General features: G+C 61.8%; 17 protein-coding genes. 8 read left to right on the top strand and 9 right to left on the bottom strand.

Features of this window, described 5'->3' with window-relative positions; all coding sequences use genetic code 11:
• Nucleotides 1-9: 9 nt before the first annotated feature.
• On the bottom strand, nt 10-1896 hold the full coding sequence (locus AB4048_RS05885; RefSeq protein ID WP_442200987.1) for an MFS transporter: 1887 nt from the start codon (nt 1894-1896) through the stop codon (nt 10-12).
• A gap of 303 nt (nt 1897-2199) precedes the next feature.
• Here AB4048_RS05885 and AB4048_RS05880 point away from each other — a divergent pair, with 303 nt between their 5' ends.
• From AB4048_RS05880 to AB4048_RS05870, 3 genes are all read left to right on the top strand, one after another.
• Nucleotides 2200-2706, top strand: a complete 507-nt coding sequence (locus AB4048_RS05880) for a Dps family protein (protein ID WP_442200986.1) — start codon at nt 2200-2202, stop codon at nt 2704-2706.
• Between the two features lie 315 nt (nt 2707-3021).
• On the top strand, nt 3022-4056 hold the full coding sequence (locus AB4048_RS05875) for an aspartate-semialdehyde dehydrogenase (RefSeq protein ID WP_442200985.1): 1035 nt from the start codon (nt 3022-3024) through the stop codon (nt 4054-4056).
• A gap of 199 nt (nt 4057-4255) precedes the next feature.
• Nucleotides 4256-5080 (top strand): lytic murein transglycosylase, encoded by an 825-nt coding sequence (locus tag AB4048_RS05870; protein ID WP_442200984.1) that lies wholly within the window; start codon nt 4256-4258, stop codon nt 5078-5080.
• Between the two features lie 134 nt (nt 5081-5214).
• Here the strand turns inward: AB4048_RS05870 and AB4048_RS05865 are convergent, their stop codons facing one another.
• Together AB4048_RS05865 and pdxY are read right to left on the bottom strand one after the other, a co-directional pair.
• Complete coding sequence (locus AB4048_RS05865) at nt 5215-5856, bottom strand: carbonic anhydrase (RefSeq protein ID WP_442200983.1); 642 nt, start codon at nt 5854-5856, stop codon at nt 5215-5217.
• Between the two features lie 73 nt (nt 5857-5929).
• Complete coding sequence (pdxY, locus tag AB4048_RS05860) at nt 5930-6805, bottom strand: pyridoxal kinase PdxY (protein WP_442200982.1); 876 nt, start codon at nt 6803-6805, stop codon at nt 5930-5932.
• A 265-nt stretch (nt 6806-7070) separates the two neighbouring features.
• On the opposite strand from pdxY, the gene AB4048_RS05855 reads away from it, so the two are divergent.
• Nucleotides 7071-11849, top strand: coding sequence for an NAD-glutamate dehydrogenase (locus AB4048_RS05855; protein ID WP_442200981.1), 4779 nt, complete (start codon nt 7071-7073; stop codon nt 11847-11849).
• Nucleotides 11850-11987: 138 nt separating this feature from the next.
• Nucleotides 11988-13379, top strand: a complete 1392-nt coding sequence (locus AB4048_RS05850; protein ID WP_442200980.1) for an MFS transporter — start codon at nt 11988-11990, stop codon at nt 13377-13379.
• Nucleotides 13380-13438: 59 nt separating this feature from the next.
• On the opposite strand, the gene purH is transcribed toward AB4048_RS05850, so the two are convergent.
• From purH to htpX, 4 genes are all read right to left on the bottom strand, one after another.
• Nucleotides 13439-15055 (bottom strand): bifunctional phosphoribosylaminoimidazolecarboxamide formyltransferase/IMP cyclohydrolase, encoded by a 1617-nt coding sequence (gene purH / locus AB4048_RS05845; protein WP_442200979.1) that lies wholly within the window; start codon nt 15053-15055, stop codon nt 13439-13441.
• A gap of 167 nt (nt 15056-15222) precedes the next feature.
• Nucleotides 15223-16845 (bottom strand): heparinase II/III family protein, encoded by a 1623-nt coding sequence (locus AB4048_RS05840; RefSeq protein ID WP_442200978.1) that lies wholly within the window; start codon nt 16843-16845, stop codon nt 15223-15225.
• A gap of 155 nt (nt 16846-17000) precedes the next feature.
• The gene (locus AB4048_RS05835; RefSeq protein ID WP_442200977.1) at nt 17001-18407 is read right to left on the bottom strand and encodes an RsmB/NOP family class I SAM-dependent RNA methyltransferase; all 1407 of its coding nucleotides are present in this window, start codon (nt 18405-18407) and stop codon (nt 17001-17003) included.
• Nucleotides 18398-19375 (bottom strand): zinc metalloprotease HtpX, encoded by a 978-nt coding sequence (gene htpX, locus AB4048_RS05830; RefSeq protein WP_442200976.1) that lies wholly within the window; start codon nt 19373-19375, stop codon nt 18398-18400. Before htpX ends, AB4048_RS05835 begins: the two co-directional genes overlap by 10 nt.
• A 108-nt stretch (nt 19376-19483) precedes the next feature.
• On the opposite strand from htpX, the gene AB4048_RS05825 reads away from it, so the two are divergent.
• Nucleotides 19484-19711 carry a DUF1674 domain-containing protein gene (locus AB4048_RS05825; protein WP_442200975.1) on the top strand — a complete coding sequence of 76 codons (228 nt, stop codon included), beginning with the start codon at nt 19484-19486 and terminating at the stop codon, nt 19709-19711.
• A gap of 74 nt (nt 19712-19785) precedes the next feature.
• A complete protein-coding gene (locus AB4048_RS05820) occupies nt 19786-20244 on the top strand; it encodes a thermonuclease family protein (protein WP_442200974.1) in 459 nt (152 codons plus the stop codon).
• A 45-nt stretch (nt 20245-20289) separates the two neighbouring features.
• Here the strand turns inward: AB4048_RS05820 and acs are convergent, their stop codons facing one another.
• On the bottom strand, nt 20290-22242 hold the full coding sequence (acs, locus tag AB4048_RS05815; RefSeq protein ID WP_442200973.1) for an acetate--CoA ligase: 1953 nt from the start codon (nt 22240-22242) through the stop codon (nt 20290-20292).
• A 230-nt stretch (nt 22243-22472) separates the two neighbouring features.
• Between acs and AB4048_RS05810 the strand changes: the two genes are divergently transcribed.
• Nucleotides 22473-23171, top strand: a complete 699-nt coding sequence (locus AB4048_RS05810; protein ID WP_442200972.1) for a DUF1013 domain-containing protein — start codon at nt 22473-22475, stop codon at nt 23169-23171.
• A 109-nt stretch (nt 23172-23280) separates the two neighbouring features.
• Here AB4048_RS05810 and AB4048_RS05805 read toward each other — a convergent pair whose 3' ends face one another.
• Nucleotides 23281-24207 (bottom strand): flagellin N-terminal helical domain-containing protein, encoded by a 927-nt coding sequence (locus AB4048_RS05805; RefSeq protein ID WP_442200971.1) that lies wholly within the window; start codon nt 24205-24207, stop codon nt 23281-23283.
• Nucleotides 24208-24235: the final 28 nt, after the last annotated feature.

Here is a 24235-nt window from a genome sequence, read left to right as displayed (position 1 = left end):
GATCCCGCATCAATCCATCGTGTGGATATCGCGATCCTTGGTCTCCGGCAGGAAGATCATCCCGATCACAAAGGTGATGCCGGCAAAGACGATCGGATACCAGAGGCCGTAGTAGATATTGCCCTTGGCGGCGCTCATCGCAAACGCCATGGCCGGCAGCAGGCCGCCGAACCAGCCGTTGCCGATATGGTAGGGCAGCGACATGCCGCTGTAGCGGATGCGGGTCGGGAAGAGTTCGACCAGCAGCGCCGCGATCGGGCCGTAGACCATCGTCACGTAAATGACGAGCACGACGAGGATGGCGATCGTGCCGATCCAGTTCACGTTGGCCGGATCAGCAACCATCGTAAAGGTGCCGGCCTTGGCGACCGTGTAGACAGGCATTTCCGTTAGAGCACCGGCATCGTCCTTGGTGATCAACTTGTCGGCGACGAGCTTGTCGACCGGTACCACCGCCTTCTCGCCGCCGCGCACCGCGTCGGCATTAAGCGCAAGTTCCGGATTGGCGGCGACGAAGGCATCGAGCTTGACGTCCGGCACCTTGGCAGCACCGCGCACCAGCGGATAGCCAGCGTCGTGAAGGGCGATATTGAGACTCTTCTCAAAGGCGCTATTCAGCCCCTTGGCCTTGTCGCCCGCGGCAACCGCATCATAGCTGGCCGCGGTTTCGTCGCCGATCTTGACCGTCGCGGGCTGGCCGACGGGGCCGGGCACGACGTCATAGGGCACCGAGTTCTTGGTAAGGAACGCGGTGGCAATGTCGCAGGAACTGGTGAATTTTGCGGTGCCGGTCGGGTTGAACTGGAACTTGCAGTCGGCCGGATCGGCCGTCACCGTTGCTCGCACCGTCGCTTGCGCCTGAGCGAGTGCCGGGTTGGCCGTCCAGGTCATGGCCTTGAACAACGGGAAGTAGGTGAGCATTGCGAGCAGGAGGCCAGCCATCAGGATCGGCTTGCGGCCGATCTTGTCCGACAGACCACCGAAGAAGACGAAGAAGCCGGTGCCGATGAAGAGAGCGACGGCAACCATGATATTGGCAGCCTGGCCGTCCACTTTCAGCACGTTCTGCAGGAAGAACAAGGCGTAGAACTGGCCGCAATACCAGACAACTGCCTGGCCCATGGTGGCGCCGAACAGCGCAAGCAGGGCGATCTTGGCATTGCGCCACTGGCCGAAAGCCTCCGTCAGCGGTGCCTTCGAACCCTTGCCCTCGGCCTTCATGCGCTGGAATGCTGGCGATTCGTTCATCTTGAGACGGATCCAGACGGACACGGCCAAGAGAAGGCAGGAGACGAGGAAGGGAATGCGCCAGCCCCAGGCCGCGAACGCTTCCTTACCCATCAGATATTGGACCAGGAGAATGACGATGAGCGACAGGAATAGCCCGAGCGTCGCCGTCGTCTGGATCCACGAGGTGAAATAGCCGCGGCGGCCATGCGGCGCATGTTCCGCGACATAGGTCGCGGCACCACCATACTCGCCGCCGAGCGCCAGGCCCTGCAGCAGGCGTAGCGCGACCAGAATGATCGGCGCGAGAATGCCGAGCGATGCGGCTCCGGGCAACAGGCCGACCAGGAAGGTCGAAAGACCCATGATCACGATGGTGATCAGGAAGGTATACTTGCGGCCCACGAGATCGCCGAGACGGCCGAACACCAGAGCCCCGAACGGCCGAACCAGAAAGCCTGCCGCAAAGGCAAGCAAGGCAAAGATGTTGCGGGTCGTCTCAGGGTATTGGGTGAAGAAGGCCGCGCCGATGAAGCTCGCCAGCGACCCATAGAGATAGAAGTCGTACCATTCGAAAACGGTGCCGAGCGACGAGGCGAAGATGACCTTGCGCTCCTCGCTGGTCATTGGGCCTGCTTTGGTGTGACCCGCCGTTGTAGCATTTGCCATTGTCTGTCCTCCCACAGAATGATCTAGCGCGCCCGACCCAATTTCCCCCAGGTCCGCCTACCGACGCGACGCGCTTCTCGAGAGTGTGACAGAAACGACTGGGCGCCGCTGCGATGCTTTGGACTTATGACTTTAGTCTAACGCAATCAGTCCTTTACGATCGATACGGCGGCGGCCGCACCCAGTTCACGGCGAATGTCGCGCCAAAGTTTGCACGGAACCGAAAGCGGCCCCGCGCGTTGGTAGCTGTTGTTTGCCCAATCCCCGCCTCTCTCCATCTCTGTCCTCTGGGAGTGTTTCACCATGAAAGCCACCACGAAATCGAAGCTCGGAACCAGAACCGACCTCAGCGAGGAGGCGACGCGCGACGTTTCGGCCGGTCTCAGCGCGCTGCTGGCGGATGTCTTTGCCCTTTATCTCAAGACGAAGAATTTTCACTGGCATATGAGCGGAGCGCATTTCCGCGACTACCACCTGCTGCTTGACGAACAGGCCGAGCAGATCTTCGCCATGACAGACCCGATGGCCGAGCGGGCACGTAAGATTGGCGGCACGACGCTGAGATCGATCGGCCACATCGCCCGCCAGCAGCGCATCGAGGACAACGATGCCGAGTTCGTCGAGCCGGAGGACATGCTTGCCGAACTGCGGGATGACAATCTGCATCTGGGGTCGGAGCTTCGCGCGATGCATGGCGTCTGCGAGGAACACGAGGATATCGCCACGGCAAGCCTTCTCGAGGTTTGGCTCGACGAGACCGAGCGGCGGACCTGGTTCCTTTTCGAGGCTACCCGCCGGGACAACCGCTGAAGGTGGCGCGGGCGCGGGATTGCCACTGCCCGCCTTGACTCTCGCGCAAAACCACTTATTACCGGCGGCGGAAAAGGATTTACATCCCATGGTTCGTTTCGACGCGATCAGCATGAACGATCACCTGGCACCAGCGGCCGGGCGGGATTTTCGTTTTCCGGTTTCTTCCAAAACCAAGGCCAAAACGACGACGAAAACCGTCTGACGTCTCTGGCCTGCCGCTCTCTCCCCGGCTCGGTCGGGGACAGGAACCCGCCGTTTTGGCTGGCGGTTCCCCCTCACGACAGAGGAGAGAAGAGAAAGAGAGCTTGAGAAATGGGTTTCAAAGTTGCAGTTGCCGGAGCGACCGGAAACGTCGGGCGCGAAATGCTCAACATTCTGGCCGAGCGTGGGTTTCCCGCCGATGAGGTCGTGGCGCTCGCCTCCGCCCGCTCGCAGGGCACAGAAGTTTCCTACGGCGACAGGACGCTGAAGGTCGCAAACCTCGAGAACTATGATTTCTCCGACACCGATATCTGCCTGATGTCGGCCGGCGGCGACGTTTCCAAGAAGTGGTCGCCGAAGATCGGTGCGCAGGGCTGTGTCGTTATCGACAATTCCTCGGCCTGGCGCTACGACCAGGACGTGCCGCTGATCGTGCCGGAAGTAAACCCGGATGCGATCGAGCTGTTCACCAGGCGCAATATCATCGCCAACCCGAATTGCTCGACCGCGCAGCTCGTCGTTGCCCTGAAGCCGCTGCATGACTTCGCCAAGATCAAGCGCGTCGTCGTCTCCACTTACCAGTCGGTTTCCGGCGCCGGCAAGGACGGGATGGACGAGCTGTTCAACCAGACCCGCGCCGTCTTTGTCGCCGATCCGATCGTATCGCACAAGTTCACCAAGCGCATCGCCTTCAACGTCATCCCGCACATCGACACCTTCATGGAGGACGGCTACACCAAGGAAGAGTGGAAGGTGCTTGCCGAAACCAAGAAGATGCTCGATCCCAAGATCAAGGTCACCTGCACGGCCGTGCGCGTGCCGGTCTTCATCGGCCATTCGGAATCGGTCAACATCGAGTTTGAAAACGAGATCACCGCCGACCAGGCCCGGGATATCCTGCGCGAGGCACCGGGCTGCCTCGTCATCGACAAGCGCGAGGACGGCGGCTACATCACCCCTTATGAATCGGCCGGCGAAGACGCGACCTATATCTCGCGGATACGCGAGGACGCGACGGTCGAGAACGGACTGAACATTTGGGTCGTTTCAGACAACCTGCGTAAGGGCGCGGCTCTGAATGCCATTCAGATCGCCGAGCTGTTGATTAATCGTGGCCTCATCAAGCCGCGCAAGCAGGCAGCATAGGCCGGCAGCAACCGCAAAAACGGTTTATAAACGATTACAGCTTACAAGCCTCGCGTTCCGGAATGGGACGCGGGGCTTTTGCCGGCCTTATTTTAGCCGGTTGCATAGTTAAAGAGCCTGCGAAAACACCGCAATACAATCGTGGAAAAACATCGCTGGCCGAGAGCGCTCGGCCAGGGAACGAGGATCGGGGATAATCATGCGTTTGAAGAAGTCTGGATTGGCGGCTCTCGTGACGTGCGGCCTGCTGTTTGCCTTGCCGTTTTCGGCAAATGCCGCGCAATGCGGCAACGGGTCGGCGGGCTTTGCGACGTGGCTTACTGCTTTCAAGCAGGAGGCAGCGGGCCGGGGCATCAGCCCTTCGGTTCTCGATAGCGCTTTTGCGAATGTGCACTACAACCAGCCGACCATCCGCGCCGACCGAGGTCAGAAGAGCTTCAAGCTGTCGTTCGACGACTTCATGAAAAAGCGCGGCGGCCAGACCATCATTTCCCGCGGCAAGGCGATGAAGCAGTCAAACGCCGCACTTTTTGCCAGCATCGAGCGCCGCTACGGCGTGCCGGCCGGCCCGCTTATCGCGATCTGGGGCATGGAGACCGGCTTCGGCAGCTACATGGGCCAGGAGCACACGCTTTCGGCCGTTTCGACGCTCGCCTATGACTGCCGCCGCACAGACTATTTCACCGATCAGCTCTACGCCGCCCTGGAACTTGTCGGCAAAGGCTATCTGAACCCAACCGCCCGGGGCGCGGCCCATGGCGAAATCGGCCAGACGCAATTCCTGCCGCGCAATGTGGCGAACTTCGGCGTGGATGGCGACGGCAGCGGCCGGATCGACCTGGTCGGCTCACGTGCCGATGCCCTGGCTTCGACCGCCAACTTCCTGCGCGGCCACGGCTGGCAGCCCGGTCAGGGCTATCAGCCCGGCGAACCGAACTTCAACGCCATTGCCGGCTGGAACGCCGCAAGCGTCTATCAAGAGGCCATCGCCTATATCGGCGCCCGGATCGACGGCATTAAATAACGATATTGTTTTGCCGCTCCATATTTGGAGCCAGACTTACGCCGGTGCAACGCGCCGGCGTTTTTCATGGGATCTTGCCCAACGCACGTCCGCCACGACGCGATTAGCCTAGGGAGTCAAAATAAAGTCTGGAACTACGCTTCCGGACGGATGAAATCGCGTGTTTTGGCGTCCATGACCCACAATTCGCCAGTCGAAATGTCGAACCAGGCGCCGTGCAGCTGCAATTTGCCCGTTTCCTCGAGCGAACGGATATCGGGGAAGCTGCGCAGATTGTCGATCGAGTTGCGGATCGAGACCCGCTCGAGCGCCGTCTGCCGTTCGGCAGCCGTCATGACGTCGTTCAGCTGGATCTGCTCGGCGGCCGGCTTGAGCAGGGCCATCCAGCGTCCGATGAAGTCGCCCGGAGACAACGGCTCGGCGCTCGGGTCGAGCGCTGCGCGGATGCCGCCGCAGCGACCGTGACCCATGACGACGATATCGCTCACCTTCAGAGCCCGCACCGCGAATTCCAGCGCCGCTGATGTCGCATGGAAATGACCGTCGGGCTCGTAAGGAGGCACCATATTGGCAACGTTGCGAACGACGAAGAGTTCGCCAGGACCGGCATCGAAGATCGTTTCCGGCGCAGATCGCGAGTCGCTGCAGGCGATAACCAGTGTTGTCGGATTCTGCCCTTCCTCGGCGAGATTGCGGTAGCGATCGCGCTCGTGGGCATAGCGTCCACTCATGAAATTGCGATAGCCGTTCAGGAGATTGTTTGGAAAACGCTGCATGGCTTTGAATTACAGCCTGTCGGCGACAAATTCAACTGTTGCAGTGCAAAATGAACCGTTGCGGCCCGCCACGCTATTTCTTCGGCCGTTGCGCGGGATGCAGGAGGCGACGCATCTGCACCATCGCCATGGGGGTCGAGAGACTGGAGGCATCGGCTGCGAGTGTCAGCTCGTCGCTGCCGCGCTTGACCGCGCGCGCGACGACTTCGAAGACGCTGGCCGTCGCCAACTGTAGCGCCCGCTCCTCTTCGAGGCCGCCAAGAAGCCGTGACAGGAAGACGGCAGACAGTAGGTCGCCAAGTCCGTTCGGGGGATTGTCGACCGATCGATGTTCGGCAAGTAGGGCGCTACGGCCGCTCAGATAAAGATTGCCGGTACCGCCCGCTATCATGGAGATCGCCGAGGTCACGAGCATCCGGGGCGGACCGAGTGCAAGCGCCGCCGCCATGATGGCGTTGCTGTCTTCCAGCGCCGCGCCCGAGAGCCATGCGAGTTCGTAGCGATTGGGGGTAGCGAGCGACGCGAGGGGAATGAGATGGTCGCGGATCGCCTCTGCCGTCTCTTCGGCGACGTAGAGGCCGCCAAGGTCGCCGATGACAGGGTCGCAGGCATAAATGAGATCCGGGGTCCTTTCCCTCAGCGCCGTCACCAGGCGCGCTACCGAGCGGGCCTGGGCGGCGTTGGCGAAATAGCCCGACAGCACCGCCTTGACCTCGCCGATCCAGGGGGACGCTATAAGGTCGTCCATCGCCTTTTCGAACTCGGCCTCATCGAACGTTAGCCGTGTCGAGCGCCCGTGCCCCGGATGCCACGGCAACACGATGGTCGGCACAGCCCAGACGGAATGACCGAGCGTCTCCAGCGCGAAGACGGCGGCGCGATTGCCCACCGAACCGCGCATCACATGGCTCGAAATAACGATGACGGCGCTCGCCGAAGTGCCCGACATGGTGCATGCTTCCCCTCAGTGACCTGCGCGTTGATGCGGGCTTGCTACCGCCGTGTCAACTGCGCTTCATGCAACCATGAAACTGTGCCTGCGCGGCATTGTGACGCCGGGAGCGCAATTTTCACAAGCTGAGACGAATCTAATTGAAAAATGCCCAAAAATATCTGTTTGTGAACCGAACGCGGCGGGATTCGCATCGTTTTTGGCCAATTCCGCAAAATTTCCGCTCATTTGAGCCCATTTTTTGATATTCCGGGAGGATTACATGGCGAAGACAAATCCAAAGAGGGAAAAGCAGATCGAGGCGGCACGCAAACTTGCAGCCGGCGACGCTTTTCTCGATCCCGAGATCCTGTTCAGCCGTGCCAGCAACGATGACCTGGAGCGCTACACACCAGAAATGCTGGCTTTATCCGCAATCCATGCGGCGCGGCAGCTCGCAGCCTGGAATGGTACGGCACCGCTTGTCAGCCTTGAGACCATCGCGGGCATCGAACTCGACGGAACGCCGCTTTCCGTGCTGTCGATCATCGATCACAACATGCCCTTCCTATACGAATCGGCGATGGGCGAGGTGACGAGCACTTACCGCGATCTCTATATGGCCGTGCATCCGATCCTTGTCATCGAGGAAGGGCAGGAGCCGACGCTCTATTCCGCCGATCATCCGAGCGATCCAGCCCACCGTGTCAGCTACATCCAGCTGCATCTCGCGCCGCTCAGCGCCGCGCAGGCTGACGATCTCAGAAAGCGGATAGCCACGCTGCTGGAACAGACGCATCAAACGGTCTCCGGCTGGAAGCCGATGCTTGCCAAGGTCGATGCGGTCATCAAGGAGCTGACCACCCATGATGCCGGTCGCCGCAAGGCCGACCGAGACGAGGCGATCGCTTTCCTCACCTGGCTGCGCGACAACCACTTCACCTTCCTCGGCATGCGCGAATACGTCTATTCCGGCCGCGGCGCCGGCGCCAAGGTGGAGCGCGACCGCGGCGCTGGACTTGGCATTCTCTCGGATCCCGACGTCCGGGTGCTACGTCAGGGCCGAGATGCGGTGACGACCACGCCTGAAATTCTCGCCTTCCTCGATGGACCGGATTTCCTGATTGTCACCAAGGCGAACGTCAAATCGGTCGTGCATCGCCGCGCTTACATGGATTACATCGGCGTCAAGCGCTTCGACGCCGACGGCAACGTCACCGGCGAACTGCGCATCGTCGGGCTCTTCACCTCGACGGCCTACACTGCCGCCGCATCCGACATTCCGCTGCTCCGTGCCAAGGTGCAGAAGGTCACCGACCAGCTCGGCTACGACCCCACCAGCCACTCGGGACGGATGCTGCAGAACACCCTTGAATCCTACCCCCGCGACGACCTCTTCCAGATCGATGCGTCGCTGCTGGCAAGCTTCTGCGAACAGATCAACGACTTGTCCGACCGGCCACGCGTGCGGGTCCTGCCGCGCATCGACCACTTCGACCGTTTCGTCTCGGTCCTCGTTTATGTACCGCGCGAGGAGTACGATTCCGTCGTCCGCGAAAAGATCGCCGACTACCTGAAGACCATCTACGACGGGCGCGTGTCCGCCTACTATCCGGCATTCCCGGAAGGCGGCGTGGCCCGCGTTCATTTCATCATCGGTCGCTCGACCGGCAAGACCCCGCGCATTCCTCAAGCGAAGCTGGAAGATGCAATCCGGGAAATCACCGCGCGCTGGGACGACCGCTTCCTTCTGCTCGCAGGGCCGAAAGCGCCGCAAATTTCCGTCAGCCACGCTTTCCAGGAGGCGTTTACGCCCGAAGAAGCCGTCGCTGATTTGCCGGATATGATCGCCGCCGCCAAGGAGGGACCGATCCGCATTGCCTTCTACCTGCGCAAAAGCCCGGAGGGCGATATTCTTTCGCTCAAGGTATTTTACCGGCGCGGCAACCTGGCACTCTCCCGCCGCGTGCCGCTTCTCGAAAATCTCGGCTTCAACGTGCTGAGCGAACGGACTTTCGACATCTATTTCGCGGGCAAGAATGGCGAGACCGAGCATGTCGTCCTTCATGACATGGAGCTGGAGGCGCGCAGCGGGGTCGCGATCGATCTTGCCCGCCACGGCCAGCCGCTGGAAGATGCCTTCCTCGCTGCTTTCGACGGCACGATCGACAATGACAGCTTCAACCGCCTGATCGTCTCGGCAAACCTCTCCGGTCGCGAAGTCAACGTCATGCGTGCCTATGCCCGCTATCTTCAGCAGGCCGGCATTCCCTATTCGCAGAATTATATCGCCGCCACGCTCGATAAGTATCCAGCTATTGCCGCCGCGATCTTCCGGCTGTTTCACGACACGCTTGATCCGAAGCTTGGCGAAAAGCAGCGCATCAAGAAGCTCACCGAGCAACATCAGTCGATCGAAACGGCGCTGGCCGACGTCCCTAGCCTCGACGACGACCGTATTCTGCGGCGCTACGTCAACGCGGTGGATTCGACGCTGCGCACCAACTACTTCCAGAAGAATCCCGATGGCACCTCAAAGGCAATGCTTGCCTTCAAGCTTGATCCCAAGCTTTTGGACGGGCTGCCCGAGCCCCGTCCTTTCCGCGAGATCTTTGTCTACGGCGTGGAGGTGGAAGGCGTGCACCTGCGCTTCGGCAAGGTGGCGCGCGGCGGCCTGCGCTGGTCGGATCGCGCAGAGGACTACCGCACGGAAGTGCTCGGCCTCGTCAAGGCACAGCAGGTCAAGAACGCCGTGATCGTGCCGGTCGGCGCCAAGGGCGGCTTCTATCCGAAGAAGCTGCCGGTCGGCGGAAGCCGCGATGAAATCTTCAACGCCGGCCGCGAAGCCTACAAGACCTATATCCGCACGCTGCTGTCGATCACCGACAATATTGCCGGCAGCGAGGTCGTGGCGCCGCCCGACACCGTGCGTCTCGACGGCGACGACCCCTATTTCGTCGTCGCGGCGGACAAAGGCACCGCAACCTTCTCCGACACTGCGAATGCGCTGGCGCAGGAAGCCGGCTTCTGGCTGGACGACGCCTTCGCGTCAGGCGGATCGGCTGGCTACGACCACAAGAAGATGGGCATCACCGCCCGTGGCGCGTGGGAAACCGTCAAGCGACACTTCCGCGAACTGGACATCGACATCCAGACGACGCCGTTCAGCGTCGTCGGCGTTGGCGACATGTCCGGCGACGTCTTCGGCAACGGCATGGTGCTCTCGCCGAAAATTCGCCTGATCGCTGCCTTCGACCATCGCGATATCTTCATCGATCCCGATCCGGACATGGCAAAGACGCTTGCCGAACGGCAGCGGCTGTTCAACCTGGCCCGCTCCAGCTGGCAGGATTTCGACAAGAGCCTGCTGTCGAAGGGCGGCATGATCATCTCGCGGTCGGCTAAATCCGTAACGCTGACGCCGCAGGCAGCGGCCGCCATTGGCTTCGAAAAGACGGTGGCGACGCCGTTCGAGATCATGACGGCGATCCTCAAGGCACCGGTTGATCTCCTCTGGTTCGGTGGCATAGGCACCTACGTCAAGGCGCCGGCCGAGACCGACACGGAAGTCGGCGACCGCACCAACGACCCAATCCGCGTCACGGCCGAGGACGTGCGCGCCCGCGTCATCGGCGAGGGCGCCAATCTCGGCGTTACTCAGAAGGGACGCATCGCCTACGGATTGAAGGGCGGCCGCTGCAATTCCGACGCCATCGACAACTCCGCCGGCGTCAACACGTCCGACGTTGAGGTGAACATCAAGATCGCCTTGGCCTCGGCCATGCACGACGGGCGGCTCACCCGCGGCAAACGGGACCAACTGCTATCTTCGATGACCGAGGAGGTGGGCGGACTCGTGCTCCGAAACAACTATTTGCAATCCCTGGCGATTTCGTTGACCGAGCGTCGCGGCGTTGGCAACGGGCTGGAGCTTTCCCGCTTCATGAACGTGCTGGAAGCTGCCAAGCAACTGAACCGCAAAGTCGAGACGCTGCCCGACGAGCAGACCTTCGCCGAGCGTTATGCCAACGGCAAGCCGCTGACGCGCGCGGAGATCGGCGTGCTGCTTTCCTACGCCAAGATTGTTCTCTTCGACGCACTGGTGGCGAGCGGTTTGCCGGACGATCCGTATTTCACCGCAACGCTTGACGGCTATTTCCCCGTCAAGATGCAGCGCGGCCACGCATCCGACATCGCCAACCACCGCCTGCGCCGCGAAATCATCGCTACGGCGCTCGCCAACGAGGCGATCAACCGCGGCGGCCCGGGCTTCGCCGTCAGTATGATGGATGCGACGGGTGCGTCTGCTCCCGACGTCGTCAAGGCCGCGGTTCTCGCGCGGGACGGCTTCGACCTCGAACGGTTATGGACCGAGACCGACGCTCTCGATGGGCGCGTCGGCGGCCAGATGCAGAACCGGATCTATGGCGAGATCGGCCATATCTACGTCGTGCTTGCACGCTTCCTGGTAAAGACGGGCATGGTCAAGGGTGAAATGGCGGAAACCATTAGCCGGCTTCAGAGCGCCACGAAGAAGCTGCGGCCGGTGTTTTTAGCCAACCTGCCGGCCGATTTTGCCGCGGAGATCGCAGCGCGGCAGGCCGAGTACGTCGCCGCAGGCCTGCCGGAAAAATTTGCCGGTGAGGTCGCCAGCCTTGCGGCACTCATGCTCGTGCCGGAGATCATGCAGATCGCCGAGCGCACCGGCGACGCGCTGGCGCGTGCGGCGGAAAGCTACTTCGCGGTATCGCAGACTTTCCGCATCAGCCGGTTGCTTGCCTCCGGCAATCGCATCGTCACGGCCGATCACTACGAAAGCCTGGCGCTGGCGCGCAGTCTCGACCAGATCGCCGGCGCCCGCCGCGATATTGTCATTTCCGCGCTTAGCGATCACCCGAAGGAAAAGCAGCCGGTCCAGGCTTGGCATGCCTGCGACCGCAATCGGATCAATCGTATCGCCGAGGAGCTTTCGGGTCTCAGCGAGGGCGGCGATCCGAACCTTGCGCGCATGACAGTGGCGGCCGGACTGCTCACCGACCTTGCGCGCGACCGGGCGGGGTGAGACAGTCGCGCAGTCTTTTGCAACGTCCGCGCGTTGTGCGGACGTTGCAAATTTTTTATGCCAAGGAGCGTGCGCAGAGGTTTTCCCGAGTGACATCGGTAGAGCGGTCATGCGCCGGCGGAGTGTCGGGAGCAGGGCTTGGAAATCGCATATTCGAATGAAGACACGCCGGCTAAGGTGCCGGCGCGCGGCATCTGGGGGTGGATGCTTTTCGACTGGGCGGCGCAGCCGTTCTTCACGGTCGTCACCACCTTCATCTTCGGGCCCTATTTCGTTTCACGACTGACGAGCGATCCGGTGGCCGCGCAAGCCGCATGGAGCAACACGGCGACGATCTCGTCCATCATTATAGCGCTTCTGTCTCCAGTGCTCGGCTCCATCGCCGACCAGTCCGGGGCGCGCAAACCCTGGATCGGCTTCTTCGCCGTTATCAAGATTACCTGCCTCTTCGGCCTCTGGTACGCCAGCCCCGGTTCGCCGATTATCTGGCCGGTGGTCTTGATGATTTTCGCTTCCGTCTCGGCCGAGTTTTCGATTGTCTTCAACGATTCGATGATGCCGCGGCTCGTGAGCAAGGATGAGGTCGGCCGCCTCTCGAATACGGCCTGGGGGCTTGGCTATCTCGGCGGCATGATCGTACTCATCGCGGTGGTGGCGCTGCTCGCCGGCAAACCCGATACAGGCAAGACCATTCTCGGCCTTCAGCCGCTCTTCGGCCTGGATGCCGCAAGCGGCGAGGACGCCCGCATTACCGGCCCGATCTCAGCGGTTTGGTACTTCATTTTCATCCTGCCGATGTTCTTCTTCACGCCGGATGCCGCACGCGGCATCCCCTTCCGCGCCGCCGTCCGCGAAGGCCTGCGCGAGCTCGGCGCCACGCTTTCCGAACTGAAGGCAAGGCGCGGCATCGCGCGCTTTCTCTTTGCCCGCATGGTTTACCAGGACGGCGTCAATGCGCTCCTAATCCTCGGCGGCACATTCGCCGCCGGCATGTTCGGCTGGGCCACCATCGAGATCGGCATATACGGCATCATCCTCAATGTCGTGGCGATCTTCGGCTGCCTGATTGCTGGCCGTCTCGACCGCCGGCTCGGCTCGAAAACGATGATCGTCATCAGCCTCATCCTGCTGCTCGTCGCCACCGTCGGCATCATCTCAACCGGACCGGGATTCACGCTTTTCGGCCTGGTGCCGCTCTCCACCGCCGACAGCAACGGACTTTTCGGCACGGCGGCGGAAAGAGCCTATGTCCTCTATGGCCTGCTGATCGGCCTCGCCTTCGGGCCGGTTCAGGCCTCGTCGCGCTCCTATCTGGCGCGTAGCGTCGACGTCTCCGAGGCCGGTCGCTATTTCGGCATCTATGCGCTTTCCGGCCGCGCCACGAGCTTCATGGGCACGCTGTTATTCTCGGCAATGACCTATGGCAGCGGTTCCGCGCGGCTCGGCATGGCGACGCTGATCCTGTTCCTCGCCGGCGGCCTCATCCTGCTCATACCGACGCCCTATCCGGCCGATCGCCAAGCCCAATAAAAAAGCTCGGCCAGGCGGAAGCCGGGCCGAGATATACTTCTGAAGTATGCGGATATCCGTCAGTGACGGAAATGCCGGACCCCGGTGAAGACCATGGCGACGTTGTGCTCGTCGGCGGCCGCGATCACCTCCTGGTCGCGCATGGAACCGCCGGGCTGAATGACTGCCGTCGCGCCGGCAGCGATCGCCGAAAGCAATCCGTCCGCAAACGGCAGGAAAGCTTCGGAAGCGACAGCCGAGCCGCGCGTCAGCGCTTCGGCAAGCCCCATGGCCTTGGCGGCATCCTCTGCCTTGATCGCCGCGATGCGGGCGGAATCGACGCGGCTCATCTGGCCGGCGCCGATGCCGGCGGTTTGACCGTTCTTGGCGTAGACCACGGCGTTGGACTTCACGTGCTTGGCGACGCGGAAGGCGAACTTCATGTCTTCCAGCTCCTGCGCCGTCGGCGCGCGCTTCGTCACAACCTTCAAGTCGAGATCCTCGACGAGCGCATTGTCGCGGCTCTGGACCAGGAGCCCGCCTGAAACTGTCTTTGCCGTAAGCCCGCCGGCGCGTGGATCCGGCAGTGCACCGACCGAAAGCAGGCGAAGGTTGGGCTTGGCGGCGATGATCGCCTTGGCCTCGTCGCTGACGGCCGGCGCGATGATCACCTCGGTGAAGAGCTTGACGATTTCGGTTGCTGTTTCCGCATCGAGCAGGCTGTTCAGCGCGATGATGCCGCCGAAGGCCGAGGTGCTGTCGCAGGCGAGCGCTCGCTTGTAGGCCTCGACGAGGCTCGGGCCGGTGGCGACGCCGCAGGGGTTGGCGTGCTTGATGATCGCGCAGGCCGGCCCGTTTTCGGGACGGAATTCCGCAACCAGCTCGTAGGCTGCGTCGGTGTCGTTGATATTGTTGTAGGAGAGCTGCTTGCCTTGCAGCAGGCTCGCCGTCGATACGCCTGGGCGATTTTCACCGGTCACATAGAAGGCTGCCTTCTGATGCGGGTTTTCGCCGTAGCGCATTTCTTCCTTCAAAACGCCGCCGATGACGCGGTGGCGCGGGGTGACGATGTCGAGCGCATCGGCGAACCAGTTGGAAATCATGGCGTCGTAGGCCGCCGTTCGGGCAAACGCCTTGGCTGCCATGCGCTGGCGGAAAGCATAAGCCGTCTGGCCCGTCTCGGCCGATAGCTGCTCGAGCAGCGCCGGGTAGTCGGCGGGATCGGTGAGGATCGTCACATAGGCATGATTCTTGGCCGAGGCGCGGATCATGGCCGGGCCGCCAATGTCGATGTTCTCGACCGTCGTCGGATAGTCGCCGTTCGCGGCGCGGACATCCTCGAATGGGTAGAGGTTGATGACGACGAGGTCGATGCCCTCGATGCCATGCTCCTTCATCGCCGCCTGGTGCTCGGCATCATCGCGGATCGCGAGCAGCCCGCCGTGCACCTTCGGGTGCAGCGTCTTGACGCGGCCGTCCATGATCTCCGGAAAGCCGGTGACGGCGGAAACGTCGGTGACGGCAAGGCCGGCGGCGGCTATCGCTTTGTGGGTGCCACCGGTGGACAGCAGGCGCACGCCCTGTTTGCTCAGCGCCCGTGCCAGCTCGACGATGCCCGTCTTGTCGGAGACGGAGAGAAGAGCGGTGCGGACCTTCACCTTGTCGGGTGCGGGAATTTTCTTGGAAACGACGGCCATGGGATTTCTCCGGGTTCAGCGCGCGGGAAAAACATGAGATTGCGCCGGCGATCCCCTTCGGATGCACTGGCGAAAACACAACGGTATTTATTGGCTACGGGCCTGAGGGCGCGTTAGCATAGCTTCGCCCGGGAGGAAACCTCAACGAGGCAATCGGCTGGGATTTCTTAGCGCCGTTTCGACAGGAACCAGCGGATCTCCGGCTTTTCCGCAATGGAGAACGCCACCTCGATCTGCTCCGAGGCTCGGATGCCGGAGGCATCGGCAAAGAACACGTCCTCGCTGATCCGCACCTCGTTGCCCGGAGATGTAAACATCCAGGTCTCCCCATCCGGCCCGGTCATGACCACGGAGTCGGTTTCGTTCTGAATCAACACGATGGAAGGATGGACATGAAAGCGCGCCGAGGCCCGATGCTCGCCCTTCGCGGGGCTGCGTCCTTCCGGGGCAAGGAAGCGGTCCCGGCCGGTCAGGATCGTGCCGCTCGCGTTCAGCGTCAGCTCCCGTTCATGAAGCAGGCCGAAGGAGGCAAGATAGCCATCGTGCGAGGCAAGCACGACATCGCGGCCATCCTCGCGCTCCGATCGTTCGACGGTGACGTTGCGCGCGCCGCTGATGATGACGGGTCCGAGAAAATCCGAGCGCGAGAACGAGCTCGACGATGTGTCGTTGAGCGTGACCGTCGAGTGCGCCGCCGTCGCCCGCGCCATCTGCACGTAGCGATTGCCGGCGAACTTCGGCGAACCCGAGTTGATGATAAAGCGGTGCTTGCCGGCCGACATTTCGAAGGAAAGGCAACCCGCGTGCGCCCGCCGCGACAGATCGACGGAGGCCGGCGTGCCGGTATCGACGATGATCACCGCCTGGCCAGCCGCAAGTCGCTGATATCGTGCATGCGGCAGCGCCTTGAAGGGCTGTCCCCCAGTTTCGTCGTAACGCAGTACCGCCATCAGTTCGGTCGCAAGCGTCGAGGTCGCGCCATTGAACAGCGCCAGATCGCCATCCTGGTGGCGGAAGAAGCGCAACGCCGGGTACATCCGGTCGATGCCGGGAATAAGGCGCGCCGGCACGTCGTGGCCGAGATTGACGTAGGTCTGCCGGAGCGGCAGGAGATCCAGGAGAAGATCGAGCGCTGCGCGGGGATTGCGCGAGATGTGCCCGCCATCAGGTAGTATCTGCCGGTCGATTTCGCGGTCCAGCGCCTGGCCGGCGGCGCGTAGCGTCGAGGAGCGCGCGGGGACAGCGACCGAGGCCATGGCGAGCGCGATGCGGACGCGAAAGCGCACTTCACCATCCGGCGCCGTCGCAGCGACGCGACGCAGAAAGCGGATGTGGAAGATCAGCGACTTCATGAAGCGCCGATAGAAACCGCCATCTGTCCCCTGAAGGACTACCGGCGAATGCGAGAGCCACGCGATCAGGCGTTGCGCTGCCGTGTCGACCCGCCAGGCGACCCCTTCGATGCGGCGACCGTGTACGCTTATCCAATCATTGACGATTGAACGCGCGACCGCACAGCTGTGATCGTTCTTATCGGCCCGCATGTGCCGCAACCAGCCGAAGCTGTGAAGGCGGGCCGCGAACCCCTGCGACGGCAATTCGAGCGAGAAGGGGGACTTGTCGCCGATTTCCAGCGTGCGGCCAGCCAAGGGAATACGGCCGCGCAGGATCTCTTCGGCGACGAACGGATCGATGCTGCGCAGATCGGTGGGCGCGACAATGAGGCGCTCCGGCACGCGCACCGCGTGGCGGGTAAGGCGCAAGCGCGCCAGCGCCGCGCGACGCGACATCCGCCGCCATGCTTCCCGGACGTACAAATGAACAACCGCCTATGGGATACTTTCGAATATATGCATTCTCAACCACCATGGTTAAGAGGCGGTTACCGGAGCGTCAATTCAGCCGAAATGATCGTTCCAAGACAGGACATGCGTCCCTATACCTCTTAAGGCAGGCGGCGCAGGATCGCGGCATAGAAGCCGTCGAGACCGGAAGCGAAACCTTCGCCCATACGCAGCATCGTCGGAAGGGTGCGGAATTCACCCGCCGGCGTGATTGCCTCTTCAAGGCCCGGCCACTCGGCCGCCGGCACGGCCACGCGCTCGATGTCCGGCGTGTCGGCGAGCACACGGGCAACCACCTCCTCGCCCTCCTGCGGATCGAGCGAGCAGTTGGAAAAGACGACGATGCCGCCGGGCTTCACCATCTTGAGCGCCTGGCGCAACATGCGCTCTTGCACGCCCGCAAGCTTGGCAATGTCTTCTGGCCCCTTGCTCCAGAGAACGTCCGGATGGCGCCGTGTCGTTCCGGTCGAAGAACAGGGCGCGTCGAGAAGAGCGGCGTCAAAGAGCTCGGCTGGCTCGTACTTGGCCATATCAGACAGAACCGTGTCGGCTTCGAACCCGAGGCGGCCAAGGTTGGCGGAAAGGCGCTTAAGGCGATTGGGCGATTGCTCGAGCGCGGTGACCTCGGCCCCTGCAAGGACGAGTTGCGCAGTCTTGCCGCCGGGCGCGGCGCAGAGATCGACGACCCGTTTTCCAGCAAGCGCGCCGAAAAGCCTGGCCGGAATGCTTGCGGCCGCGTCCTGCACCCACCACGCGCCTTCGGCAAATCCTTCAAGCGACGGAATGGTGCCGTCGAAGGCGGCAAGCCGCACGCCGCCCGTCGGAAGCACCGCGCCGTTCAGCCGCTTCGCCCACCCCTCCGCATCGCCTTTGACCGTCAGATCGACTGCCGCGGGCTCGAGCTGCGCCTCGGCGATCTTGAGCGCTGTTTCAACGCCGTAGGCGCGCTCCAGCCGTTCGAGAAACCAGGCCGGAATGGCGGGCACTGCCGCGACACGCGCGAGGATTTCCTCCTTCTCGCGACCGATCCGCCGCAGCAGGGCGTTGACGAGCTTGGCAAAGCGACGATTGCGCGGATCCTGATTGGCCTGTTCGACCGCGAGATCCACCGCGGAATGGTTCGGCACTGAGAGATAGAGAATCTGTGCCGCCCCCACGACCAGTACATGGTGGAGCGCGCGCGCCCCTTCCGGCAGCGGCGTTTCAAGCAGCGAGCCGATCGCCGCTTCGATGCGCGGCAGATGCCGCAACGCCGAATTCAGGATAGCGCGAACCAGCGCCCGATCGCTCTCGCTGAGCGCCCGATACGCCGGATTGCCGCCCTCTGCGTCCAGCATGCCGTCGAGCGGCGTCTTGCGGTCGATGACGGCGCCGAGAATCTTTGCAGCAGCCAGACGCGCGGCAAGGCCAGGTTTGAAGGGAGCGGCCGAACTCTCGGCCGTCTTTGCCTTACCCTGGAATTTCTTGCTGCTGTTGGCGGCTTTTGTGCTGTCTGCGCTCAAGACCATGGTCCTTTCGGCGGTTGCGAACCACCGCGACCCGAGCCCGCATCCGGAACAGAGCGCGATTTGCGCACCGGATTAGCAGCCCTGACCGGCCCGGTCGACCCGGATGCCGAAAAAGAACCGTCGCCGCCCATGCCACGTGCCATGTCCTGCAGCGCGGCAATACGGTTTTCCGTGTTCGGATGCGTCGAAAACAGATTATCCATGCGCTCGCCGGAGAGCGGATTGATGATGAACATGTGCGCCGTCGCCGGATGACGCTCGGCATCCTCGTTGTGAATGATCTGGGCGCCGCGGGCGATCTTGCCGAGGGCGGAAGCGAGCCAGAGCGGATTGCCACAGATTTCGGCGCCGCGCCGGTCGGCGGAGTATTCGCGCGTACGGCTGATCGCCATTTGCACCAGCATGGCCGCAAGCGGCGCCACGATCATCGCGACTAAAGCGCCGATACCGCCGAGCGGATTGTTATTGTCACGGCGGCCGAAGAAGAAGGCGAAATTGCCGAGCATCGAGATCGCGCCGGCAAGCGTCGCTGTGATCGTCATGGTCAGCGTATCGCGATGCTGCACATGCGCCAGTTCGTGCGCCATGACGCCCGCGACTTCCTGCGGCGTCAGCGCATTCAAAAGGCCTGTCGAGGCGGCAACGGCGGCGTTTTCCGGATTGCGTCCGGTGGCAAAGGCATTCGGCTGCGGGTTGTCGTAAAGATAAACCTTGGGCATCGGCAGGCCGGCATTATGGGATAAATCGCGGATGATGCGATAGTACTCCGGCGCGCTGCGCTCATCGACCTCCTGTGCGCTATAGGTCGACAGCACCATCTTGTCTGAATTCCAATAGGAAAAGAAATTCATACCGGCGGCGAAGACGAGCGCGATCATCATGCCGCTCTGGCCGCCGATCAAATAGCCAACCGCCATGAACAGAGCCGTCATGAAGGCAAGCAGCATGGCAGTACGCACGAGATTCATATCAAGCTCTCCGTCGAATATGCGGGGATCATCTTTTTATTCTCGCCCACGCGCACTATGATTTGGTTATTCGCCCGTCCATTTCAATGTTTTGGGACCTACAACGCCATGCAGACAGCGGACAACGACAACAGCCAGACGTTAGAGAACGGGGCCGCCGCCAGTCCGCCGCGCAAGCCCCTCTCGCCCGCCGCCAAGCGCGCGCTTGCCGAGGCCGAGGAGCGGCGGAACGCGGAAGCCGCGACCCCACGGCCGCGCGAGATCGGCGGCCGAGGCGGTCCTGATCCGGCGCGCTTCGGCGACTGGGAAATCAACGGCCGAGCGATCGATTTTTAGCCGCTCCGGCCGCGTCGTGTTTATCGGTAAATATTCCTATTGACGGAATCGATTGCAGGAATTATTTCCTGTTCATGATTTGTTTCAAACTCGTCCCGACGCTCGCCATTGCGATCCTATCTTGCATGCCCGCCTATGCGGGTAGCGGCGATATGATTGCCGGGCCGGTTTCGGCCAGGATTGTACGCGTCATCGACGGTGACACGCTTCTGGTCGATGCCAACCCTTGGCCGCAGCAGACGATCGAGGTCTATGTCCGACTACGCGGCATCGATGCGCCGGAACTTCATGCACATTGCGAAACCACACGTCACGCGGCCGAACAGGCGCAGGCGGCGCTACAGGAAATGACAGCCACGACGGAAGCAATCGAGCTGTCGCACATTTCCGGCGACAAATACTTCGGCCGTATCCTCGCCGACGTTACCTTGGGCGACGGCCGGAATCCTGCTCGGTATATGCTCGCGGCCGGCTACGCGACGGCCTACGATGGCGGTCGCAAGCCGATCGTGCATTGTCCGGACGAGAATTGACGCCGTCGACACCCGCCGTTTTGCCGACGGGTGTCGTTTTGACCATCAAGCGACCTTGTTCTGGCGATTGGCGATGAGGTCGTCCACGACAGCGGGATCCGCTAGCGTCGAGGTGTCGCCAAGCGCACCGAAATCGTCTTCGGCGATCTTGCGCAAAATGCGACGCATGATTTTGCCGGAGCGGGTTTTCGGCAGGCCGGGCGAGAACTGGATCTTGTCCGGCGTCGCAATAGGTCCGATTTCGGTGCGCACGTGCTTGACCAGTTCCTGCCGCAGCGCATCCGTCCCCTCGTGACCGGCCATCAGCGTCACATAGCAGTAGATGCCCTGACCCTTGATCGCATGCGGATAGCCCACGACCGCGGCCTCCGAGACCAGATGGTGCGAGACCAACGCCGATTCGACTTCGGCAGTGCCCAGCCGGTGGCCGGAAACATTTAACACGTCGTCAACGCGGCCGGTGATCCAATAATAGCCGTCGGCATCGCGTCGGCATCCGTCGCCGGTGAAGTACTTACCCTTGTAAGTGGAGAAATAGGTCTGGATGAACCGCTCGTGGTCACCGTAGACCGTGCGCATCTGCCCCGGCCAGCTGTCGGTGATGCAGAGATTGCCATCGGCCGCCCCTTCCAAGACATTGCCCTCATTGTCCACCAGCTCCGGCTTCACGCCGAAGAAGGGCAGGGTCGCGGAACCGGGCTTGAGATCGGTGGCGCCGGGCAGCGGCGTGATCATGTGACCGCCGGTCTCGGTCTGCCACCAGGTGTCGATGACCGGGCACCGGCCGTCTCCGACAACGTTGTAGTACCATTCCCAGGCTTCCGGATTGATCGGTTCGCCGACCGTGCCGAGCAGGCGCAGGCTCGAACGCGAGGAGCGTGTCACGTAGGCGTCGCCGGCGCCCATCAGCGAACGGAGCGCAGTCGGCGCCGTGTAGAAGATGTTGACCTTGTGCTTGTCGATGACTTCCCAGAAACGGCCCTGGTCCGGGAAATTGGGCACACCCTCGAACATCAGCGAGGTCGCAGCGTTCGCGAGCGGGCCATAAACAATATAGGAGTGGCCGGTGACCCAGCCGACATCGGCGGTGCACCAGTAGACATCGCCGGGGTGGTAGTCGAACGTGTATTCGTGCGTCATCGCCGCATAGACGAGATATCCGCCCGTCGTGTGGAGCACGCCCTTCGGCTTGCCGGTCGAGCCCGAGGTATAGAGGATGAAGAGCGGATCCTCCGCCTTCATCTTTACGGGCGGGCACTCCGCCTTCACGCTTGCCGCCTCCTGATGGTACCACAGGTCGCGGCCGGGTGCCCAACCGGTCTTGCCGCCGGTGCGGCGCACGACCAGCACCTTTTCGACCATCACGAAATTCTTGGCCGCGATATCAATGGCGGTATCGGTGTTTTCCTTGAGTGGGATCGGCTTGCCACCGCGAACACCCTCATCGCAGGTGATGACAAACGTCGACTGGCAGTCGACGATCCGGCCTGCGAGCGCATCTGGCGAGAAGCCGCCGAAGACGACCGAGTGAACCGCGCCGATGCGGGCGCAGGCGAGCATCGCATAAGCGGCCTCCGGTATCATCGGCATGTAGATGGTGACGCGGTCGCCCTTCTTGACGCCGTACTTCTTCAGCACGTTCGCCATGCGGCAGACGTGTTCGTAAAGTTCGTTATAGGTGATCTTCTTATCGATATAGGGGTTGTCGCCTTCCCAGATCAACGCGACGCGGTCGCCATGCTTTTCGAGATGACGGTCGATACAATTGTAGGAGACGTTTGTGATGCCGTCCTCGAACCACTTGATCGATACCTTGCCCTTGAAGGAGGTGTTTTTGACCTTGGTATAGGGCTTGAACCAGTCGATCCGCTTGCCGTGCTCTCCCCAGAACTTGTCCGGATTGCCGACGCTCTCCTCGTACCAAGCGCGGTATTTTTTCTTGTCGATCAGGGCGCGTGTTTTCGCCGGTTGCTGAACCGGATAGATCTTTTCCGACATGCTCTCCTCCAAGCCAAAATGCCTGCCGATCATGCTCTTTTGAGCGGAGAATGAACGACCCTTTCGGCAATCAATAGCAGGTCAAGTTACGACGGCAATTAGACAAAGGTCATTTCGTCCGTAAGAATTGCAATTGTATTGCGCTGCGTTTATATAGGGCCATATTCTCGGACAATGTGGTGCTACCCACGGATCGCGACGCCGACGCGAACGATAGAAGGACTATATCTATGGCTCAACAATTGCTTATGCCGAAGGCAACGGCGATCTGGCTTGTCGACAACACCGCATTGTCGTTCGATCAAATCGCGCAATTCTGCAAGCTGCACCCGCTGGAAGTCAAAGCGATTGCCGATGGCGAAGCCGCGCAGGGCATCAAAGGCCTGGATCCTATCTCCACCGGACAGCTTTCGCGCGATGAAATCGCCCGCGCCGAAGCCAACCCCGCCCACAAGCTGAAGCTCTCCGAGCCTAAGGTTCGCGTGCCGGAATCAAAGCGCCGCGGGCCGCGTTACACACCGGTCTCCAAGCGCCAGGATCGTCCGAACGCCATTCTCTGGTTGGTGCGCAACCATCCCGAGCTGAAGGATGCACAGATCTCGCGTCTCGTCGGCACGACTAAGTCGACGATCGAGCAGATCCGCGACCGCACTCATTGGAACTCGACCAACCTGACCCCAATGGATCCGGTAACGCTCGGCCTCTGCAGCCAGATCGACCTCGACATGGAAGTTGAAAAGGCGGCCAAGGGTCGTCCGCTGCCGACCGCTGCCGAACTCGGCGCCACCTTGCAGCCGGCTCAGGAGACCGAGAAGCTCGGCTTCAGATACGAGCGCGAGGAAGAGAAGGAAATCGACGCCGATGCCGTCTTCGCCAAGCTGAAGTCGCTGAAGTCTTCGACCCCCCAGGATGACGACGACCACTACTGAGGTTGCGCTCGCCGCTTCCCAGCACCGATAAGACATGAAAAACCCGCCGAGGCGGGTTTTTTGATGCGTTGGAAAAAGGTCGGGCGAGCCCGCATCGACCGTCTGCCGATTAGCTGCGGAACAACGTGAGGATGTTCTGCGACGAGGAGTTGGCGATCGACAGAGACTGAACCGCGAGCTGCTGCTGCGTTTGCAACGCCGACAGGCGGCTGGATTCGGCTTCCATGTCGGCGTCGACAAGCTTGCCCACGCCGGATTCGATCGAGTCGCGCAGAGCCGAAGTAAAGCTCGTCTGCAGATCGATGCGGTTTGATAGCGAGCCGAGCTGGGAACCGGCGCCGGTCATGACCGTGAGAGCGGATTCGACCATGCTCAAAGCGCCAGCAATATCGCCGGAAGTCATGCTCGCGATGTTGAGGCTATAGACGGAAGCCGACGTGCCATTGAACGCGTAGGCCGACCCGAGAATGCCCGAAGTCGTCGAGACGGTGGTGGTGCCACTGACCATGCCGAAGAGCACATTGCCGGAGGAGCTGGTGTTGAACGTGTAGGTGGTTTGCTTGACCGAAACACCGCCGCTTGCGTCGCGAACGAAGGACGAGACGACCGAAGCCGTGTCACCGCCGGATGCAGCCATCCAGTTCTGGCCCGAGAAGGAGGCGGACTGGGCAACGCTCAGCAGCTGGTCCTGCAGCTGCGTGATTTCTTCCTGGACCTTTTTCTTGTCGACGCCGTCTTCGGTAGCGGCAACGAGCTTGGATTTGATCTGGGAGACAACGTCGATGGCGTTGTCCATCGCGGTATAGGCGGTATCGACCTTCGCGGCACCGAGGCCGAGGGCGTCGGAGACGGCCGACATGGCGCTGTCGTCGGAGCGCATGGTGGTCGCGATCGACCAATAGGCGGCGTTGTCGGCAGCCTTGGAAATACGATAGCCAGAGGAAACCGCGTTCTGCGTCTTCTGCAGGTCGGAGTTGACGCTGCGCAGGGTTTGGAGGGCAGCCATAGCTGCGTTGTTCGTCTTAATGCTGCTCACGATAGGTGTCCCTTGGTTCTCAGGATTT

This window comes from Rhizobium sp. RAF56 (assembly GCF_052113965.1).
Classification (GTDB): domain Bacteria; phylum Pseudomonadota; class Alphaproteobacteria; order Rhizobiales; family Rhizobiaceae; genus Rhizobium.
This window is presented reverse-complemented; position numbering and strand designations above follow the sequence as displayed.

Coding starts and splice junctions, on each gene's coding strand:
- AB4048_RS05875 (WP_442200985.1), top strand. CDS start 3,022: ATGGGTTTCAAAGTTGCAGTTGCCGGAGCGACCGGAAACGTCGGGCGC.
- AB4048_RS05825 (WP_442200975.1), top strand. CDS start 19,484: ATGCAGACAGCGGACAACGACAACAGCCAGACGTTAGAGAACGGGGCC.
- AB4048_RS05880 (WP_442200986.1), top strand. CDS start 2,200: ATGAAAGCCACCACGAAATCGAAGCTCGGAACCAGAACCGACCTCAGC.
- AB4048_RS05840 (WP_442200978.1), bottom strand. CDS start 16,845: ATGTCGCGTCGCGCGGCGCTGGCGCGCTTGCGCCTTACCCGCCACGCG.
- AB4048_RS05870 (WP_442200984.1), top strand. CDS start 4,256: ATGCGTTTGAAGAAGTCTGGATTGGCGGCTCTCGTGACGTGCGGCCTG.
- AB4048_RS05855 (WP_442200981.1), top strand. CDS start 7,071: ATGGCGAAGACAAATCCAAAGAGGGAAAAGCAGATCGAGGCGGCACGC.
- purH (WP_442200979.1), bottom strand. CDS start 15,055: ATGGCCGTCGTTTCCAAGAAAATTCCCGCACCCGACAAGGTGAAGGTC.
- AB4048_RS05885 (WP_442200987.1), bottom strand. CDS start 1,896: ATGGCAAATGCTACAACGGCGGGTCACACCAAAGCAGGCCCAATGACC.
- AB4048_RS05835 (WP_442200977.1), bottom strand. CDS start 18,407: ATGGTCTTGAGCGCAGACAGCACAAAAGCCGCCAACAGCAGCAAGAAA.
- htpX (WP_442200976.1), bottom strand. CDS start 19,375: ATGAATCTCGTGCGTACTGCCATGCTGCTTGCCTTCATGACGGCTCTG.
- pdxY (WP_442200982.1), bottom strand. CDS start 6,805: ATGTCGGGCACTTCGGCGAGCGCCGTCATCGTTATTTCGAGCCATGTG.
- AB4048_RS05865 (WP_442200983.1), bottom strand. CDS start 5,856: ATGCAGCGTTTTCCAAACAATCTCCTGAACGGCTATCGCAATTTCATG.
- AB4048_RS05820 (WP_442200974.1), top strand. CDS start 19,786: ATGATTTGTTTCAAACTCGTCCCGACGCTCGCCATTGCGATCCTATCT.
- acs (WP_442200973.1), bottom strand. CDS start 22,242: ATGTCGGAAAAGATCTATCCGGTTCAGCAACCGGCGAAAACACGCGCC.
- AB4048_RS05810 (WP_442200972.1), top strand. CDS start 22,473: ATGGCTCAACAATTGCTTATGCCGAAGGCAACGGCGATCTGGCTTGTC.